At 41.4% G+C, this 19,838-nt stretch carries 14 protein-coding genes; 4 read left to right on the top strand and 10 right to left on the bottom strand.

Going from position 1 to position 19,838, the window contains the following annotated elements:
- The first annotated feature begins 723 nt into the window (after window positions 1-723).
- The 3 genes from EV194_RS05290 (at window position 724) to EV194_RS05280 (ending at window position 4,568) form a co-directional block, all read left to right on the top strand.
- Window positions 724-1,275, top strand: a complete 552-nt coding sequence (locus EV194_RS05290; RefSeq protein WP_132432797.1) for a helix-turn-helix domain-containing protein — start codon at window positions 724-726, stop codon at window positions 1,273-1,275.
- 118 nt (window positions 1,276-1,393) lie between these two features.
- Window positions 1,394-3,310: a DUF4914 family protein gene (locus EV194_RS05285; protein WP_207915915.1), complete on the top strand. Its 1,917-nt coding sequence runs from the start codon at window positions 1,394-1,396 to the stop codon at window positions 3,308-3,310.
- Window positions 3,311-3,575: 265 nt separating this feature from the next.
- A complete protein-coding gene (locus tag EV194_RS05280) occupies window positions 3,576-4,568 on the top strand; it encodes an L-threonylcarbamoyladenylate synthase (protein ID WP_132432795.1) in 993 nt (330 codons plus the stop codon).
- Between the two features lie 405 nt (window positions 4,569-4,973).
- Here the strand turns inward: EV194_RS05280 and EV194_RS05275 are convergent, their stop codons facing one another.
- The 10 genes from EV194_RS05275 to EV194_RS05230 form a co-directional block, all read right to left on the bottom strand.
- Window positions 4,974-6,770 carry an ABC transporter ATP-binding protein gene (locus EV194_RS05275; protein WP_243699336.1) on the bottom strand — a complete coding sequence of 599 codons (1,797 nt, stop codon included), beginning with the start codon at window positions 6,768-6,770 and terminating at the stop codon, window positions 4,974-4,976.
- Window positions 6,771-6,773: 3 nt separating this feature from the next.
- Window positions 6,774-8,330: an MFS transporter gene (locus tag EV194_RS05270; RefSeq protein ID WP_132432793.1), complete on the bottom strand. Its 1,557-nt coding sequence runs from the start codon at window positions 8,328-8,330 to the stop codon at window positions 6,774-6,776.
- A 20-nt stretch (window positions 8,331-8,350) separates the two neighbouring features.
- The gene (locus EV194_RS05265) at window positions 8,351-9,808 is read right to left on the bottom strand and encodes an aminoacyl-histidine dipeptidase (RefSeq protein ID WP_132432791.1); all 1,458 of its coding nucleotides are present in this window, start codon (window positions 9,806-9,808) and stop codon (window positions 8,351-8,353) included.
- Between the two features lie 93 nt (window positions 9,809-9,901).
- Window positions 9,902-10,993, bottom strand: coding sequence for a DUF4831 family protein (locus EV194_RS05260; RefSeq protein ID WP_132432789.1), 1,092 nt, complete (start codon window positions 10,991-10,993; stop codon window positions 9,902-9,904).
- A gap of 36 nt (window positions 10,994-11,029) precedes the next feature.
- Entirely contained in the window at window positions 11,030-12,535 is a 1,506-nt protein-coding gene (locus tag EV194_RS05255) for an NAD(P)H-hydrate dehydratase (protein ID WP_132432787.1), read from the bottom strand.
- A 205-nt stretch (window positions 12,536-12,740) separates the two neighbouring features.
- Window positions 12,741-14,324: an AbgT family transporter gene (locus tag EV194_RS05250; protein WP_132432785.1), complete on the bottom strand. Its 1,584-nt coding sequence runs from the start codon at window positions 14,322-14,324 to the stop codon at window positions 12,741-12,743.
- A 171-nt stretch (window positions 14,325-14,495) separates the two neighbouring features.
- The gene (locus EV194_RS05245; protein WP_132432783.1) at window positions 14,496-15,308 is read right to left on the bottom strand and encodes a universal stress protein; all 813 of its coding nucleotides are present in this window, start codon (window positions 15,306-15,308) and stop codon (window positions 14,496-14,498) included.
- A 150-nt stretch (window positions 15,309-15,458) separates the two neighbouring features.
- On the bottom strand, window positions 15,459-15,809 hold the full coding sequence (locus EV194_RS05240; RefSeq protein WP_132432781.1) for a hypothetical protein: 351 nt from the start codon (window positions 15,807-15,809) through the stop codon (window positions 15,459-15,461).
- A gap of 216 nt (window positions 15,810-16,025) precedes the next feature.
- Window positions 16,026-16,556, bottom strand: a complete 531-nt coding sequence (locus EV194_RS05235; protein WP_132432779.1) for an NUDIX domain-containing protein — start codon at window positions 16,554-16,556, stop codon at window positions 16,026-16,028.
- Between the two features lie 127 nt (window positions 16,557-16,683).
- Window positions 16,684-18,276, bottom strand: a complete 1,593-nt coding sequence (locus EV194_RS05230; protein WP_132432777.1) for a YfcC family protein — start codon at window positions 18,274-18,276, stop codon at window positions 16,684-16,686.
- Window positions 18,277-18,418: 142 nt separating this feature from the next.
- Here EV194_RS05230 and EV194_RS05225 point away from each other — a divergent pair, with 142 nt between their 5' ends.
- Window positions 18,419-19,825: a hypothetical protein gene (locus EV194_RS05225; protein WP_132432775.1), complete on the top strand. Its 1,407-nt coding sequence runs from the start codon at window positions 18,419-18,421 to the stop codon at window positions 19,823-19,825.
- Window positions 19,826-19,838 lie beyond the last annotated feature (13 nt).

Below are 19,838 nucleotides of genomic sequence, written 5' to 3'. Positions count from 1 at the left end.
GTAAATATTGAAATAAAAATTAAGGTAGATAATTAAAGTTTTCAACAGGTAGTTGGATCTTGTAAAATCTTGTCAACCTCTATTATGAAAAGACAGTTCAGTTCCTTTCAAACTCTAAACCCTAAACTCTAAACCCTAAACCCTATCTTATATGCCTTATATGGTATAACCTAACCACGGAGTTCACCAAGGATACACAATGTTCACTATGATTATTATATCAACATTCTTTTCTTTGTGTCCATTGTGAAAAGCTTTGTACCCATCGTGGTTTAAAATAGGAAAGAGGAACCACAAAGGTCACTATGGATTGCACAACGCTCACAAAGGTTTCTAGTGCCCATTGTGGTTAAAAAAACTTATGTGCCTTATGTGGTTAAACTGCCTCCTATGGCCGCGTTACCTATCGTTCCAAAAGCACTCTGCAATTGGCATGCTCAGGTCTCTGATTTTCATCAGCCTATCGACCTCTTAACCTAAAAACCTATCGCAATTTCATTGCATTCAATTTCCGGTCTCCGCTCACCCTTTCTCCTTTCCACCCTGTCACCATCCCACCATAAACCCTGTATCCACTTTCCGGTCTGCGGTTTCCGATCCCCATATTCCCTTTTGCTTTTTAAGTTTTATTAAGTAATGATTAACAAATTAAGTGCAGTTTAATTTATATGTTTGTATCGGGAAAGAAGGACATTGTTAATTTGGTGTTTTATAATAAAATTAATGAAGAGGTTAGGAAGCCGCATTAAAAAGAAAAGAGAATTGCTTGGGATGCCCTTAGGAGAGGTAGCCCGATTGGCTGGCATTAGTTCCAGTGCTTTGTCGCAAATCGAAAATGCCAAAGCATTTCCTTCCATTATTACCTTAAAATCGGTGGCAAATGCAATTGGGTCGACTGTTGGCGAATTAATTGGCGAAAATGAAATGGCAGCACCTGCACCGATTGTGCCTGATCAGGATAAAGTTCTGGTTGATAAAAACGAAACAGGAGCAGCTCTTTATATGTTGACTCACAGGGAAGAGGGACGAATCATGGGAGCATACCAGGTGGTTCTTGAGAAGGGTGCATCTTCAGGAGATTGGATGAAAAAGCATTCTGGTCAGGAATTCAGTTACATAGTTGCCGGAGAAGTGACATTTTTTGTGGATGACCAGACATATGCAATGAAAAAGGGAGATAGTTTATATACCAATTCCCAAAAAAGAAGAGAAGTTGTTAATTCTGGTAGTTCAATGGCAGAGGTTCTTTGGGTGATAACCCCTCCTTACTTCTAAGTCCTGATTTTATTGACAGACAGATCACAATATCTGTGTTCTAAATTAGAGATAAATGTCATTTTTTTTTAACTTTGTGTGATAGAGAATAACAATAGTAATTAATAAATATAATAAAATGAGCATGTTAAAAGAACTCGAAAAGCAAGGTGTGAAAATACCTGCGCAAATCAAAGACCTTTTGGTTAATGCTCCCAAAGTGCATTACTTCAACACAACCGATGAGTTGGTGGATGCATCAGTAGGTGGAGCTGGTAATTCTTCATTCGAGGTGAAATATGATGTTCCCGGAAAAGGAGAATACACAGAGGCTGTTGTACATCGTGTATCAAACGGAATCTCTGCAAATTACACTGAGTCCTATATGCGTCGTCGTGACCCGGGTACCATGTTAATTGCAGATGACAAACCATCTGATAAAAAGAAATTTAAGGATGTTTATGGATACGAATTTGAAGATCTTCGTAAGGATACATTTGAATGGCTAAAAGGACAAGAGCTTGCAGTATTTATGTACTATGCAGGTAACTATCCGGTAGGAATTGGTGGAATCGCCATTGCTCCGGCCAATGCAGGTTTCTTTGCTTTAGGTTTGGCTTTCCTTCAGAAGATTCTTCCTATGAACGACCTTCCAAAGGGATTCCGTTTGGACTCTGCTATTTATGTAGCTCCTCCGTTCCGTCACACTCATTTTGAAGGGAAACAGCGGGTTATTCACAATCGTTTAGATGATATTCATGAGTTGTTCTCATACAACTTATATCCTGGGCCAAGTGCGAAAAAAGGTCTTTATGGTGTATTAATTACCCGTGGAGAAGCCGAAGGATGGGTAACTGCTCACTGTTCTACAGTTCAGGCTACCAACCCTTATGACAATACCACCACATTTATGCACGAAGGAGCCAGTGGAGGTGGAAAGAGTGAAATGTTACAGATGGTTCCACGCGAACCAGACGGACAGGTTATGATCGGTCGAAATACTATTACTGGTGAAGAGCGTATGATTAACATTCCTCTTTTCTGTACTTTTGCTCCGGTTACCGATGATATGGCATTGTGCCACCCATCATACCAAAAAGGTAACGGAAAACTAACCGTGGCTGATGCTGAGCAAGCTTGGTTTATTCGTGTGGATGGCGTTCATAGTTATGGTGATGATCCTGTATTGGAAAAACTTACATTGAATCCACCTGAGCCAGTATTGTTCCTGAACATTGATACCAATCCAAATGGTACCGCAATGATTTGGAATCATATTGAAGATGAGCCCGGCAAAAAGTGTCCAAACCCAAGGGTTATCTTACCTCGTCATATTGTTGGTAACGCAGTAAACAAAAATGTTACTGTAGATATTCGTAGTTTTGGAGTACGTACTCCGCCTTCTTCTCTTGAAAACCCCAATTACGGGATCTTCGGATTATTCCATATTCTTCCTCCGGCACTAGCATGGTTGTGGCGCTTGGTTAGTCCACGCGGACATGCAAATCCAAGTATTGTTGGAACCGACAAAATGTCAAGTGAAGGTGTAGGTTCATACTGGCCTTTTGCCACTGGAAAGCGTGTTGCCCAGGCTAACTTGCTTCTGGAGCAAATAATCAGTACACCAAGAGTTCGTTACACCATTGCTCCAAACCAGCACATTGGTGTTTGGAAAGTTGATTTCAAACCTCAGTTGCTGATGCGTGAGTATCTTACCCGTCGTGGAAATGCAAAATTCGTTCAGGATCAATACCAGGCCGCTCGTTGCCCGCTGTTAGGTTATGAGTTAAACTACCTGACTCTTGAAGGAAATAAAATTCCTTCACGTTTCCTTAAGGTTTACAAACAGCCTGAGGTTGGTGTTGAAGGTTATGATAAAGGTGCCGAAATGTTGTATGATTTCTTCAAACAAGAACTTCAGCAATATTTGCAGCCTGAGTTGCTACCACTTGGAAGAAAAATTATTGAGGCTTGTTTGGAAGGTGCTTCCGTTGAGCGTTACAATGAATTGCTTCCAATGGAGTACAAATACGCTTTTCTTAAAAAGAACAAGTAATAATTAATGATTAAATTATTTATCATTAACAGGTTAATTGGCCAGCTCTCAGGAGCTGGCCATTCTGCCTGTGATATCCCCTCGTCTTGTTTAAGTCGAAGTAAATAACTCAAACGGGAATAGGGATTTCAATATTAACAATGAGGTATCAAATGAGATTCAAAAAAAAGGTTTTGAATTCAGTACAGATCCCAACAAAGAGATTTAATTTGGGGATTTCAGAAAAGTTCAAACAAAGTTTTCTTTATTTTTAAGTTGATGTTTAATGATTAAATCAGGAAAAGACATCATCTTTGCTTCAAAATTAATCAGGGAGGGTAAATTGGTTGCCTTTCCTACCGAAACAGTTTACGGGTTGGGAGCAAATGGATTTGATGCTAAAGCAGTAGCAAAAATCTTTGAAGCAAAAAAACGACCATCTTTCGATCCGTTAATTCTACACATCTCTTCCACAGAGCAACTGGATTCCGTATTCAAATCTCCTGTACCAGAATTGATTATGCGTTTAGCAGAAAAATACTGGCCTGGACCGTTTACAATTGTGGCTCCAAAAACAAGGAAAGTCCCGGCTATTGTTACTGCGGGACTTAAAACTGTGGCTGTCAGAATGCCGAAACATCCTGTTGCGCTTAAACTAATTAAACAAGCAGGCGTGCCGGTGGCTGCCCCCAGCGCCAATTTATTTGGACGGTTGAGCCCAACCGAACCTGAACATGTAAGAGAACAACTCACTACAATTGATTATTTAGTGGAAGGCGGCAAAACCAACTATGGAATTGAGTCTACCATTGTATCAGTAAATGGTAACAACATTGAGGTATTGCGACATGGAGCCATTACTCCGGAACAGATTAAATCTGATTTTCCCGATGCCAATGTATCGATATCCAGTACGGAAGACCATATTCAGGCACCCGGACAATTAAAGAGTCACTACTCTCCTCGAAAGCCTCTCTATTTATTGGATGAAATGCCCGATGAAATTCCGGAGTATGTGCGATTAATGCTTTTTGAACCACGCGAGCTGCCAGAAGGAGTCGAGCAGCGAATTCGATTGCTCTCCGATAAAGGGGATTTACTTGAGGCTGCTTCAAACATGTTCACTGTATTGCATGAACTGGAATCTGATCCCGAAGTCGAACAGATTTATGCGCTAAAAGTTAAGACGGAAGGAATTGGTTTAGCCATCATGGATAGAATGAACAAAGCGGCTTACAGGTACAGTACTCTAGCATCTGATGATGAAATTCAAATCTGATTTTTCCGCATAGGGTATACAGGAGTTTATTTTATCGGAATTTTTGGTTGGATGGTTTATGGTAGAAGGGTGACAGGGTGAGATGGAGACGGGAAACTAAAGACAGGAGTATGTCAATTGCAGAGTGCTTTTGGAACGATAGGTAACGCCGCCATAGGTGTGCAATGCAAACAGGATAAGATTAGTGTTCGAAGTTTGATGTTTAATGTTTGAAGTTCAATGAAACTCAAACAAAACCTTTCAGCTTTCTTATCAATCTTATACCTTATCCCGATTCTCGGGATTTCGCTACGCTGCGAAACTTTGAACCTTAAACCTTGAACTCAAAACTACAAACTCAAACTTTTCAACCTAATGCCCTAACAACCTTGTCACCCTTGAACCTTGAACTTCAACCTTCCAACCTCAAATAAACGAATCAGATAGAGCATCCACCATTTTTTTGAATGAGCCGTTTTTGCTCATGAGCTCTTCATAAGAACCTGTTTCGGTGACTTGCTCTCCCTCCAGAACAACCACACGATCGGCCATCCGGATGGTTGATAATCGGTGAGAAATAATTAACGCCGTGCGGTTTTCTGTAACCGAACGAATGTATTTTAATAATTTAGCCTCAGAAAAGGCATCCAGCGAACTGGTGGGTTCATCAAGAATGATGAGTTGAGAATTGTTGTAGAATGATCGCGCCAACGCAAGTCGTTGCCACTGCCCCGGGCTCATCTGCTCACTCCCTTCAAAAACAGTGCCTAAGGTCGTGTTATACCCCTTCTCGAAACCCTCAATCACGTTGTTGATTCCGGCTCGATTAGCAGCCTGTTTTATCAGTTCATCATCGGCAGGTTTCTGTGCGTCACCAAACCAGATATTCTCTCGTGCCGTTACATTATACAGGATAAAATCCTGAAAAATAACGCTGATGTTAGCCACTCGCTCGGAATTTGCTATTTTGTTCAAGGGAATATTATCCACCAATATCTCCCCTTCCACAGGCTGATAAAGACTGCACAAAAGTTTCACGATGGTTGATTTTCCGGTACCGTTGGCTCCAACAAGGGCAACGGTTTCGCCCGGCAAAATTTTAAAATTCAGGTTTCGAAGAATCCAACGATTATTGGATGGGTAATGAAATCCTGTGTTCCGAAACTCGAACCCATTATTTACAGGTGATGGAAAAGAGAGGGACTCTTCACTTACAACAGGTTTTGAAACCTCTCTCAAATCAATAAATTCAAAGAGATTATTGAGGAATAGAGAATCCTGATATAAAGCAGATGACCGGCCAAGAAAATCCTGCAAATAGGCATAGCCTCTTTGCATGGCCAGAAAATATAAGACCACCTCCCCAATGGAAATCTGACCTTCAAAGGCTTTCCAGGCAATTAAACCATAAACCAGAAAGAAACAGGTCGCAGCCAGAAGTTGCACAACTATTTCCCGACGTGTTTTACTCACCAGCATCGAAAATTGAGTTTGCCTCCATTTTCTTTTCCTGTTAAAAAACCGACGTCGAAACAAACCGCTCAAATCAAAGGCTCTGACCTCTTTTGCAAATTCCGGAGCTGTAATTAAACGGTTGTAATAATTGACCTCCCGCTCTAGAAGCGTGTTAGCTTTTTTAAACCTGAACAGGTCTCTTGCATGTTTTAAGCGAATCCAGGAAACAGGAACTGTAATCAATAACAGGATTACAGAAACCGACCAATGCACCATTAGCAATACGCCACCCATTACCAGAATGGTAATAAAATTCTGAACAACCCCCAGCACGCCATAAAAAATACGAGAAGGGCGAAAAGATGCCTCATTGAGTGCCCGATAGAAAATGCTCTGATATTCGGGATGTTCAAAATAACCGTACTCCAGGCTGGTTGTTTTATCGTGAATCAGGTTATCGAAAAAATCAGAAATAACATACGATTGTTTTTCTCTCACCAATAAACCCAAAGATGCAGTCAACGCATTGATTAGAAAAATGACACCCGCAGCAATCAAAACCGTTAATAGAAGACTAAAATCCCGTTCATCCAGAGGCAATGTAGCAATGATTTGGATTTCGTCCACGAGGAGTTTAACCAAATAGAGCAGAAGCAATGGTAAAACTCCTCGAACCAATACCAGAAGTATGTTCAGAACAGTCCACCCTGGTGAACTGTTCCAAACATACTTTAATATGGTGCGAATATGTCTCCAGGAATTCTTCAACTCTTAGTTTGATGTATGGGGGTTTTCAAGTCCGTAACCTTGCAATTTATCCGCTTGTTTCAGTTTATATGCTAACCAGGCTGAAATCACTCCCAGTAAAGCCAGCATCAGAACAGGTATGGTGTAATCATAATTGGTCAATCCGGCTTCAATGTCTGCTAATCGGTATCGATTTACAAAATCCAGAAGAGCACCAATCCCCCAGAAAAATGCTGCGAGTCCCCAATTTTGAAAGGTGAACATGGTGCCGTACGCAGTTCCTAACCGGTTTTCGGCAACAATTCGGGCAACAGCAGGCCACATGGCGGCCGGAACCAATGAAAAGGCAATTCCAAGGCTAATTAATCCCAGATAACCAAGATATACATGATTAAACACCGACAGGGAAAGGTATGCGAAAACAAGCAAAGCAGATCCAATCATCATAAGAGTGGCAGCTTTTCCCTTTTTATCAACAATGCTTCCGAAAATCGGTGTAAACAAGATGGTTCCCATGGGAATAAGTGATGCCGTTTTGGGGCCGTTTAAAAGCCATTCGGAAAAGACATCACGCAGAACATATACATACCCTAGAAATAGCGTAGAAATTACGAGAAAACTCAGCAACTTATGTGTATTGCTTTTAAATGCTCGGGGAACCATTGAGAAACTAAGTCCGAAAATGAGCAACAACACAAATATGAAAGCCGTGCCAAGTATGGCACTTCCAAATATCAAAAATTCACCATCAGACCCCATTTCATAGGAGAAACCGTATTTATTAACCAATAAATCCGGTGCATAAGCCAAAAGAGGGAACACTGCCGAATAAAACACCATACACAACAGAGCAATGTATATAAACGAACGGTTCGTAATCAGTTTTTTGAAATCTGCAAACCGAAACTTCTCCTCATCAACCTCTTCCTCCGTTACGATTCCTGATTCGGCACGCTGCTTATCAATTTTTATATCGAAAAAGATATAGATGATAAAAAACACCAGCGATATACCAATAAGGATGGCGGCAAAACTGAATGCGGGGCTAATGAATCCTCCAGCTGCTAAATCAGGAGCCACGGCCATTCCCATGGCCGTTCCCAAACGGCCAAATCCGATATTTAAGGCCATGGCCAGTGCCATTTCATAACCCATGAACCATTTCACAATGGTTCGGGTCACCATGACACACACCACCTCCATTCCAATTCCAAAAATAATACGGCCAACTATAGACCATATGAGCATGGTTGACTTATCATCGCCAAACCAGCCGGCCACAGCAGCGGCAGAGATTATTGCACCTAAAAATGATAACCCGCCAAAGACCAGTCCGGCCAAACGAATTCCCCAGCGGTCGAGGATGATTCCACCCAGAATAATCATCCCAACTACATTAGCGTATGTGGTTGATGACATAATGCGGCCATACTCCTCACTTGAGATTCCCATCCCACGCTCCATTAGACCTTTTATGCCACCGTAAAAATCGTAAAACCAATAAGTTGAAAACAGAAGACTGCTAATCAGAATCAATACCAGCCACCTCAATGCAGCCGAATCGCGTAATGTTTTTTGCATAGAATATTAAAATTTATGACTTATTTACCAGCTTCCTTCAACGTTGCAGCTAGGTACTCCCAGAACTGTTCAACACTTGCAATATCAACCTTTTCATCGGGTGAATGGGGGAATCGGATGGTAGGGCCAAAAGATATCATATCCCAATGTGGATAAGCACTTCCCAAAATCCCGCACTCCAAACCGGCATGAATGGCTTTAATTTCAGGGGTTACTCCCCATTTTTGATTATAAACCTCCTGCATAGTTTTTAAAATACCGCTTTGCATATTGGGTTTCCAACCCGGATAATGACCATCGAACCAAATTTCGGCTCCGGCCAAGCGAAACAAACTCTCCAATGAAGATTCCAAATCCTCTTTGGAACTCTCCACTGAACTGCGCAACAAAGCAAGGGCTTTTACCTCATGCCCCTCTGTTTTTACAATTGCCAGATTCAAAGAAGTTTCCACCAATCCCTCCATATCGGCACTCATTCTAATCACCCCATTCGGGCAGGCCTGTATGGCATTGATTAAATCGTCCTGAACAATCTCCTCCATGACAAAGGCCGGGATATTTGTTTCCTCAACTTTAAATGAGAGATCCGGCTCGGCAGTACTGTATTCCTGACAAAACTTAACTTCAAAACTGTGGATTTCTTCAACAAAACCCACTACTTCCTCCTTTGGCACGGTTAAAACAGCAAATGCCTCGCGAGGAATCGCGTTGCGAAGACTGCCTCCGTCAACGTCGGCCAATCTAGCCCCCAGGTGTATAACAGCATGTTTGATAAACCTGAACAGCAATTTGTTGGCATTTGCACGTCCCCGGTTTATATCCAGTCCGGAATGACCTCCTTTCAAACCTGTCAGTGAGATTTTAAATGCAACGTGATCATCTGGCACAGGCTCTTCCCTGAAAGAGAAAATCATATTGGCATTGGTTCCACCAGCACACCCTACATACAATTCACCCTCATCTTCCGAATCAAGGTTTAGAAGTACTTCACCATTCAAAAGACCTGGTTTTAAACGATGAGCACCAGTCATCCCGGCCTCTTCATCTATGGTAAATAACCCCTCCACAGGTCCGTGTTGTAAATCATCAGAAGCTAAAACTGCCAAAACAGCTGCCACTCCAATGCCATTATCTGCTCCAAGGGTTGTTCCCCGGGCTTTTACCCATCCATCCTCGATATAAGTTTCAATGGGATCGGTTTCAAAATTATGGTTGTTATCACTGTTTTTTTGCGGAACCATATCAAGATGTGATTGAAGAATCACACCCTTACGATCTTCAAACCCTGCGGTAGCAGGTTTTCGGATGATCACATTTCCAACCTCATCAACAATGGTCTCCAAACCCAGTTGTTCCCCGAAATTCTTCACATACTCCACCACCTTTTCCTCTTTTTTGGATGGACGTGGAATGGTGGTCAGGTGATGGAATTGCTCCCACAGTTTTGTTGGTTTAAGAGATTTCAAAGAATGTGTCATATCGTATATTTTTATGTGGTTGATTACCTCATCGAGTTAAGACGGGGGTTGAATTTACTTCCTGGAATTCAAAGACAGCCCCTACTCCATTTACTATTTGTAAGAGATTCTCTTTACAGCACCAGTTCTTTCGTCCATCTCAACAACCACATTGGTTGCATCCAATAGATCGGCCGGCATGCGCACCAATTGGCCAAACTGAGCCAGATTCACCTTTTGCTCGTTAAGCAAAAGGGTTCTGTCGATGATCCTTACAACTGCTTCAACGGGATAACAATAAACCATCCCGCGCCGGTTTGGACTTTTGTCATGTTCATCATTTAAAAAATTATAAGCGGCCTGCTCATGAACATCAACTTCTATGTAAACCGGAGTTCCGCTCACATCCATCGAATCAAGAAATCCGTTCTGATGAGAGAAACGCAAAAGAACAGTATTTAAAGTCTTGCCAGGTCTGGGAACAAATTCATACACCCGACTTACCTGTTGAGTTCTGGTTCTTCCGGTAAACAGCTCCAAATATGCCTGTTCCTTGCGGTCAATTTCCGCCATGACAATGGCATAAGAACCCTCATCGGGCGGCAACAAATCGACATCCCCTTCAAGGATATTTGAACGCATTTCACGCAGTCTGTAAATTTCCCTTGCCACCTCCTCGGCCATGGCAGTACTGCTGGTTCTAATCAATTGCTCCTCGGTAAAAGGTACATCGTTAAAATTAATATCTGCCAGACTAATAACAGGTTGATCAGATTTTGCAACTCCGGTAGTGACCTCAGGAATAAATGGCAGATTTATTCCATGTAACACACCATTTTCAGAAAGAGTTAAAGCGGTAACCGAAGGATTACCGCTGGATTCAACCCTAAACAACCGTGTTTTATCAGGCCGGCCAACTGTGGTTACTTTAGCTCCAACAATGCGCCACTCTTCCTTGTTCTCGGTAATCACATCCGAAACATTCAAAAACCTCTGGGAAAACCGGAAAAAAGGCCCCGAACGGGCAACCGTTTTTTCTGCAATTATTTCAACTTGTATGACCGTTTCCGGTAAATAATACCATAATCCGTGTCCGGTTGGGTAATCACTGTTGACTTGTTCTACACTTCCACGGGTTAGAGTCTCTTTGGATGAACAACCACCAAAAAGTATAGCTATCAATAAAAATAATCCTATCTGTTTCATTTGAAAATAGTTAAATTGTTTTAGGGTAAAAACCAATTACTTTGTATTTATAAACGCTTTTCCAAGTGAACTTATGATGTCTGACGCAATTAAAGCCTCTTCACCTTCTGTCTCGCAGGCAATATCTCCGGCGAGGCCATGAATATATACCCCGGCCACAGCAGCTTTCCAGGCATCCATCTTCCGTCCCAACATAGCAAGAATTATGCCTGTGAGTACATCTCCGCTTCCTGCCGTTGCCATCCCTGGATTTCCCGTTGAGTTAAAGTAGCAAACACCCGATGGCAGCACCACAGTTGTATAGGCTCCCTTTAGAACCAGAATAACCTTATGTTGTGCTGCAAACTCCTTTGCCTTTTCCAGACGTTCAAAATCGTTGTCCCACTCCCCTACCAAACGCTTAAATTCTCCCGGATGTGGAGTTAAAATAGCACCAGGCGGGAGTTTCTCTTTCATATGTGGATTTTGAGCAATGATGTTGATGGCATCTGCATCCAAAATCAACGGGCGATCTCCTATGGAATCCAAAAGCGCATCCAATGCTTTTACGGCATTGGATCGGATGCCTATGCCGGGGCCAACACCTATTGCAGAAAATGTGGACAGATTAGGAAATTCCGTAAACATTAAGTCAGAACGGTCAATATTGACCATGGCTTCCGGCACAGCTGCATGCATGATTTGACAAGTGTCGTGCGGCACCTGAACAGTCAGAAGGCCAGTTCCGGATTTGAGACAGGCACGCGCTGATAACACAGCAGCGCCCATTTTCCCATAGCTTCCGGCAATCAACAAAGTATGCCCCATGGTTCCTTTGTGGTCGAAACAACTTCGCTGTGGAAGAAGGTTCCTGCAAATGTCCCTATCAATGAAATACCATGAAGTGGTAATTTCTGAGATTTTTTCTGGATGCAACCCAATATCTATAATCTCCCATTGCCCGGTATATTTATGGTTTTCAGGGAAAAGAAATGATAGTTTTGGAAATTGAAACGTAAAAGTCCTGCGGGCTTTTACTATGCCTTCCGGGTTGTTACCGGAATTATCTTCACCCATCAATCCTGAGGGAATATCAATTGATACAATCTCAACATTCAATTCATTCATCCATTGCACCAATTCCAATGCTTTTCCTTCTAATGGGCGGTTTAAACCTGACCCAAAAAGGCCATCAACAATCACATGATTTGATGTTATGCTTGGTAAATCCTCTACGGATTGGTACAAAATAACTTTAGATTGCCGAATGTGCTTTAATCTCTCTAGATTTAATGCTGTGTCGGTCGATAAACAATCCGACTTTAGTAAAACAATGGTTGTATCATACCCGGCCAAAAGCAACATTCTTGAGAGAGCCAAAGCATCTCCACCGTTATTACCTGCTCCTGCAACAACCACAAAAGGACGATTCCGATATATCGGATCTAACACATCAAATAGCCGACGAGATGCTCTCTCCATTAAATTTATAGATAGAATCGGTTCGTTCTCGATGGTATATTGATCTATTTCAGCTATGGATTTTACAGGAAATATCTTCATTTAACCTTGACAATTTAATGGTGCATCACAATAAAAGATTGAAAATTTCAACATTAACAAATTTAAAAAGAATAGTTGACAGAAACATTATGAAACAGTAATAAAACAAACAGTCCTGCTCCAAATAAGGAGCAGGACTGTTTGTTTGGTTTAATAAGTCAATGCATAGATTACAACAATCTGCTGACTTTGTTTTTTAAAAAAATCAGGGATTATAATAGATAGGACCTTGAATACCCAACGGTAAGTTAAGCATGATCCAGGCTACGAACATCGGTATCCTTACAACCATAAATGCGATGGCATAAGGCAACATCATTGAAATAAGCGTTCCGATTCCCACATTTTTAACATACTTCTGTGCAAAAACAATCACAAGCGGGAAGTAAGGTAACAAAGGAGTGAGAATATTGGAATAAGAATCACCAATACGGTAGGCCGCCTGGGTGGTTTCAGGAGAGTAACCCATCAACATGAGCATGGGGACAAAGATTGGTGCCAACAGTGCCCATTTAGCTGAAGCACTTCCCATCACAAGGTTAACCAACGATGATATAAGGATAAAGCCAACCAACAGGGGAATTCCTGTAAAACCTATGGCCTGTAGTCCATCAGATCCTTTCACCGCCAGTACACTTCCCAGATTTGACCAGTTGAAATAAGCAACAAACTGAGCCGCAACAAAGGCAATCACAATGTACAATCCCATAGTGGACATGGATTTGGCCGTCATATCAGAAACATCTTTGTCGCTTTTAATGGTTTTGGCTACAATGCCATACACCAAACCAGCCACAAAAAAAATGATGAACATGATTGGCACCAAAGAACTGTAAAATGGCTGAAAACTGTTTGTACCTAAAACCTCATCAAAGTCTCCTCGCAACAATCCGTTTGCGGGAGCAATGGCCAGTACAACCAGACCAATCAGGGCAAGCACTGAAATCATGGACCACATCAAAGCTTTTTTCTCTTCTCGGGTGACATGATTGGTTTGCTCCTCAAGATCCAATCCTTCCTCGGGTGTATATAATCCCAAACGTGGAACCAGAATCTTCTCAGTAACCCATGTTCCGGCAATACCAACAAGAGGTACGGACGCAGCCATCAAATACCAGTTAGAAAGGGGGTTTACTGTGTATGTAGGATCAATGAGATTCGCTGCAGGCTCGGTAAACGCTGCAATCATAGGGTCCAGTCCTGTCGGCAGGAAATTCGCTCCAAAACCTCCGGATACTCCTGCAAAAGCAGCTGCAATCCCAGCGAGCGGATGTCGACCCATCCCTAAGAAGATGGCTCCCCCCATGGGAATCAGAACCACATAACCAGCATCGGCAGCAACCGAACTGATCATACCGGCAACTACTATTGAAAAAGTTATTAAATATTTAGGAACCTTTGATACAAATACCTTAAGGGCAACAGCAATCATTCCAGTGTGTTCAGCTACACCAATACCCAACATGACAACCAACACCAACCCAAGAGGCGGGAAAGTGGCAAAAACATCTACCATATTGGTAAATACCTGTTGTAAACCATCTTTGGTCAACAGGTTTTTAACTTTGATGTATTCCGCTGCAACACCTGTATCAGCACCGGTTCCCGGTTTCAATACTGAAGTTCCTTCTATCAGCCAGGGGATCCCTCCTCCAAATATCCATGATAGAACAAGAACAATTCCCATCAGCATGGCAAATAAAGTTACCGGCTGTGGTAGCTTGTTACCTATTACCTCAACTTTATCGAGGACTCTTTTAAAGAATCCATCTTTCTTGGTTTCACTCATAACTAGAATTTTCTTTTGCAATTACAATATCAATAAAACCCTGTTGAATAACAGGGTTAAAAATTGGTTCAGGACAAACAAAGTTTCAAAAATAAGATATTTTTTGCAGCCTGATTCTAACAATTATCAGATTTAATCTGAATTATTTGCAAAAGAAAACTTAATTCAGAGTTATCGGGCGTGTAGGATAACCATCGGGAATTGTGGATGCATGACCATTTTTTTTGTCAGACTGGGATGAAAGAGCCTTTCAAAGAAACTGTAATTATGGCGAACCATTACGACCATTTCAGCATCATTTTCTTCAGTAAAATCACATATACTTCGGCACACATCATCACCATCAACAAAATGAAAGCTAAGTTTTATGCCGGGAAAAAAGGAAGCTACCCGTTTTTCGGAGGAGAGTCTGTCTATCTCCTCTTCCTGTATGGCATTAACAAAAAGCAGCTCGGAGTTGAACATCGTAACCAGATCGAGAACAGGAGTTGCTATTTTCTGATCAATGGTTTTGAAATCAGTGGCAAACACAACTTTATCAGGAGACCGATATTGAGCTGTCTTTGGCACTGCCATCATGGGATTGTGAACATGTTTGATGACATCATACGCATTGCTTCCCAGAAGGAAATTCTCAATTGCACTTTCGCCCCTGCAACCAAAAACAATAAATTCAGGATCGATGCCATCTTCATGATTCTCCTTGATGAGTACATCAACCAAAGGACCAAACCGACTGGCAAGCTCTATTCGGGAATTTGGGTAATCGCGGTGCAATTCTGCGAGCTCTCTTTTTAGGCCACGCATGCTTTCCTCGGCCATTTCTTCCTTAACCTGCATCACATATGGGCTCCCTCCGAACTCTGCATCGAAAGCATTTAGCAGATGAAACTGCACTTTGTGATTCTGAAACATCTCTAATGCATAGCGACATGCATTCCTTGCTGTTTCCGAGAAATCCGTCAATAAAAGAATTCGTTTCATGATGTAACAGTTTTGGGTTCAACTTACTTCAACTATGCTGTACCAATGATTTGCATAGCCGGGTCAAGCCATCGGGAAACCCCGCTTTACTGTTACTTAATTTAAGAAGAATTACGCAAAAATCAAAGAAAACATCAAGTTTTATAAATACTACTTGTAACGCTCCATCACAAATATTCCAGAGATCCCCTCCGCATCAATGGTGCTTCCAACGATTTGACCCAATTCATTGATGACTCCCTCTCGGTTTTCAGGCAGATACTCATCACCTTCCTTACCAAATAACAATGTAGGTTTAAGGTCTTTGAATTCAAGTTTATTCCCTTTTAAAGATCCTTCAAGATGACAACGCACCATGATGAAATCTTTATTTTCATCCCACTCCTTAAAAACCAGAATACCTGATATATCTTCTCCATCCTGAAACAGCCGCACCTCACCAACCTTACGGCCATAGTCAAACTCTTCGTTAAACCTCCAAAACCCATTGACATTTTCCATGACAAGATTTTTTAAGACAACTAAAAGACTGTTTAAATTTGTATCGAGTAAAACAAATAGATTTTTAGATGCTAGATTTTAGACCGACAGACAAGACAAAATAGAAAACCAGTTGTGTCTAATCATCTTTATTAACTGTTCTATCTGTCTAAATTCTAAAGATCTATAATCTATAAGAATCTTCAGAAACTTAATTTAAACAGTTACTAAAAATAATCACTTCTTTCCAGTATCCCTTCTATAGAAATCAATAATTTGTCGGATAGATTCACTGCATATTTGTGTGTTATCTATTTTATGAGGTGCAATGAACTCGTAACCTGAAATATCATCATGAAATCCGATTCCATCAAAAGTTTTCACCTCACAAACAAACCCAAGGTCGATGGTAAAAACCGTGTAACCTGAAAAAATATACCGATTTGGCCACGAAACCAAATACCTTAGTGAAGTAACTTCCAGGTTAAGTTCTTCATTGATCTCCCGAATAACCGCATCTTCAACTTTTTCGTCGGGATCTACAAATCCGCCCGGCAAATCAAGCATCCCTTTATTTGGGTTCAATGCCCGACGCGTTAACAGAAGTTCTCCCTTTTCGTTAAAAATTAGTGCTGCTACTGCCGCTGCTGAGTTTACGTAAAAATTAAATCCACAACCACCACAAGTGAATGACTTCTCATTATCGGGGAAAAATTCAGGTGATCCGCATTTGGGACAATACTTAATTACGTCAACAGGATCGGTCATTGCAAGAGTTTCCTAAAAGATTATATTTTAGATAATTACAACACAAATATGTAAGTGTTCAAATGAATGAATCAATTCGAGTTAAGGTATAAACAGTACTTAATTGGAAAAGTTATTTCACAAAGCCTTAAAAGCCATTCAAATCCATGGTTACCGTTGGAATTAGCAGCAAGAAACCAAGAATTCCTAGAATAATGATCAGCGGTGCAATCCATTTAGCCCATTTTACATAAGGAATTTTTGCAACTCCTAACACCCCGATTAACACACCGGAGGTGGGTGTAATCATGTTTGTAAAGCCATCGCCAAACTGAAAAGCCATTACTGTGGCTTGTCTGGATAATCCAATTAAATCACTAAACGGTGCCATTATCGGCATGGTAAGCGCAGCCTTTGCCGAACCACTGGGAATCACAACATTTATAACAGTTTGAATAACATACATAACCCCCACTGAAGCAACATCTCCCAAATCACTCATTCCACCGGCCATGGCATGTAGTATTGTGTGAATGATTCGTCCCTCCTCCAAAATAACAATGATACCACCGGCCAAACCGACAATGAGAGCTGCCGCCATGATGTCCCTTGCTCCGTCGAGAAAAAGATTGGTAATTTGATCTGCAGTTTTATTCATCGCTAATCCTGACAGAATTCCCATTGCAAAGAATAGAGCCGCTATTTCCATAATATACCAATGATACCCCATCACCCCAACAATGAGGAAAACAATAGTATAGGCCAGCAGGTTTAAAACAAAAACCGGCGATGAAACCTTTAGCGATAAGTACCCGGTTACTGCAAAAAGAAGGGTAATTAAAGGAATAAAATACCATGTAAAACCGGAACCGCCACCAATTACAAGCGTGGTTTCTGGATGAGAAAAAGAAAAGAGAATCAACGTCATTAAGGTAATACCCCATGTAATCCAGGAGGATTTATATGTAACAGGCTTATCATTATCCACATCATTGATGTGGATATGCTCACGCCAATACTCATCCTCTTCATAAACCGGAGAATTTTCCGGACGACGCTTTACACGATTGGCATGCCACAATATAAATGAGATTCCAACGATGTTGATGACGACCCAACAAAACAAGCGATATTCAAACCCCGAGAACAATGGTAATCCAGCCAATCCCTGTGCAATACCGATGGTAAACGGATTGAGAACCGCCCCGGCAAAACCAAGTCCCGCAGCCACAAAAACCATTCCTACCCCGGTAAGGGAGTCATATCCTAAAGATATGGCTAACGGCACCAGAATGATAATAAATGCGATGGTCTCTTCACTCATACCAAAAACTGCCCCAAAAACTGAGAACATCAACATGATGAACACGATGATGATGTTCCCTGTACCCAGCCATCTCATGATGCGATATTTATCCAACTGCGAGGTAAATTTAAGGAAAGAGCGAATACCTACATCAATGGCTCTGGATTCGTTAAGAATCCAGAATGCTCCGCCAATCATCAGAATGAAAACTATAATTCCGGCTTGCCGCTCAAAGCCCTGAAACATGGCCGCAAAAACCTCCCAGGTTTGTGGTTGGTTATCTATGGACTCAAACACCAGCATCCCCTCCTGAACAACACCATGTTCGTCCACAAAAGGAACATACTCTCCACCTGGGACAAACCAGGTTGCAACTGCAGAAATTAGAATCAGGGAAAAGACAATGACATAAGTATGGGGTACCTTTCGAAGCATAAATTATTATTTTTGAAATTCAAAAATAATAAAATTCAAACCAAACCCTGATTTTTTCGTATATAATGTGGATTATCGGTTCTGTATTAAACCGTAAAAACAAAATGAATCAGTTAAATCAACCAAAACTTAATCATTTCATATGCGTATTTTTACTTGTAAAACAGGCTCCTTACTTCTCTCACTGCTTCTGGTGATGTTAACCATTTACGGATGTGGTTCCAAAAGACATCTTAAACAGGCTCTGGAACTTGAAAACTCAGGTTTATTTCAGGATGCCGCAGACAGCTACATGCGCGCTTTATCGTCCAACCGCAACAATGTTGATGCCCGTTTGGGGCTAATGAGGACGGGGCAGCTGATGGTTGACAACAAGTTGAGAGATTTCATGGCATTTCACCGAAATAACCAACACGCCGAAGCCGTAAACACCTTTATGGAAGTTGAAGCATACAGAGCCCGGGTAGCCAATTTGGGCGTAAGACTGGACATTGATTCCGATTATCAGGTTTTTTTCAATGATTCAAAAGAGAGCCACCTTGAAGATTTATACCAGGATGGCCTGAGAGCCATCGACCTGGAAAACTTCTCATCAGCACGTTCCATCTTTCAGGAAATTCTGAGCATTGACAACCGTTACAAAGATGCTGCCGACCATATAAAAACGGCAACCTATGAGCCCGTTTATCGCAACGGGCTGGAGTTTATGGCCAACGGACTTTACCGAAATGCCTACAATACTTTTCACTCCATCATTACCAGCACAGGCAATTATAAAAATGCGTTACAACTCAGAGAAGAAGCACTTAAAGAGGCCATGATGCACATCACGGTGATACCATTTATGGCCGTTGAAAGAGAACACAGACCACAAGCCAGAGAACTTCAAACCAAAACAATTGGTTCCATAAACCGGCTGGAGAGTCCTTTCTACCGGCTCATCAATGAGCCGGCATTGGCATCGGCATTTCAAAATCAGAATTTTAACGACCCTCTTTTAGCCATTGACTATATCAATCGCAGAGGCATTTCCATTAACACAGATTATATTCTTTTGGGAAGAATAACCAGGATGAATGAACAGACTAGCCCAGTTCGCAGAACCACACAGAGAGCATACCTTCAGCATACCCGAGAAGTGGAAAATGAAGAAGGCGAAACCGAAAAAATAACTGAATACAGCAAAACAAGCTATACCAAAATTGAAAGAAGAAGCATCGCAAATTTGGGTATTGAGTTTTCTCTTGTTAACTTTAAAACTGGTGAAATATTGATCAGCGAATCCATCAGTCTGGAAGAACGAGATCAGGTTGAATTTGCTGATTTTGATGGAAACCATAGAAATTTAGTTCCCGGGAGTTGGAGAGATGCCAATAAAGACCACGAATCTGACCGCGTTGATACCAGCAGCAGATCCATCAGATCTTTACAAGAATTATTTGATGCACGGAAAGAACTTAAACCTGGTAGTGCATTGCTGGAAGAACTTCTGAACACATCAGCTTCAATTATCGCCCGAGAAATAGAGAAATACAACCCCGAAGGTTAAATATAAAAGTTGA

Source organism: Natronoflexus pectinivorans (genome assembly GCF_004345615.1).
Classification (GTDB): Bacteria; Bacteroidota; Bacteroidia; order Bacteroidales; family Marinilabiliaceae; genus Natronoflexus; species Natronoflexus pectinivorans.
Note: the sequence above shows the minus strand (reverse complement) of the source record. Positions and strands in the feature narration are given on the sequence as shown.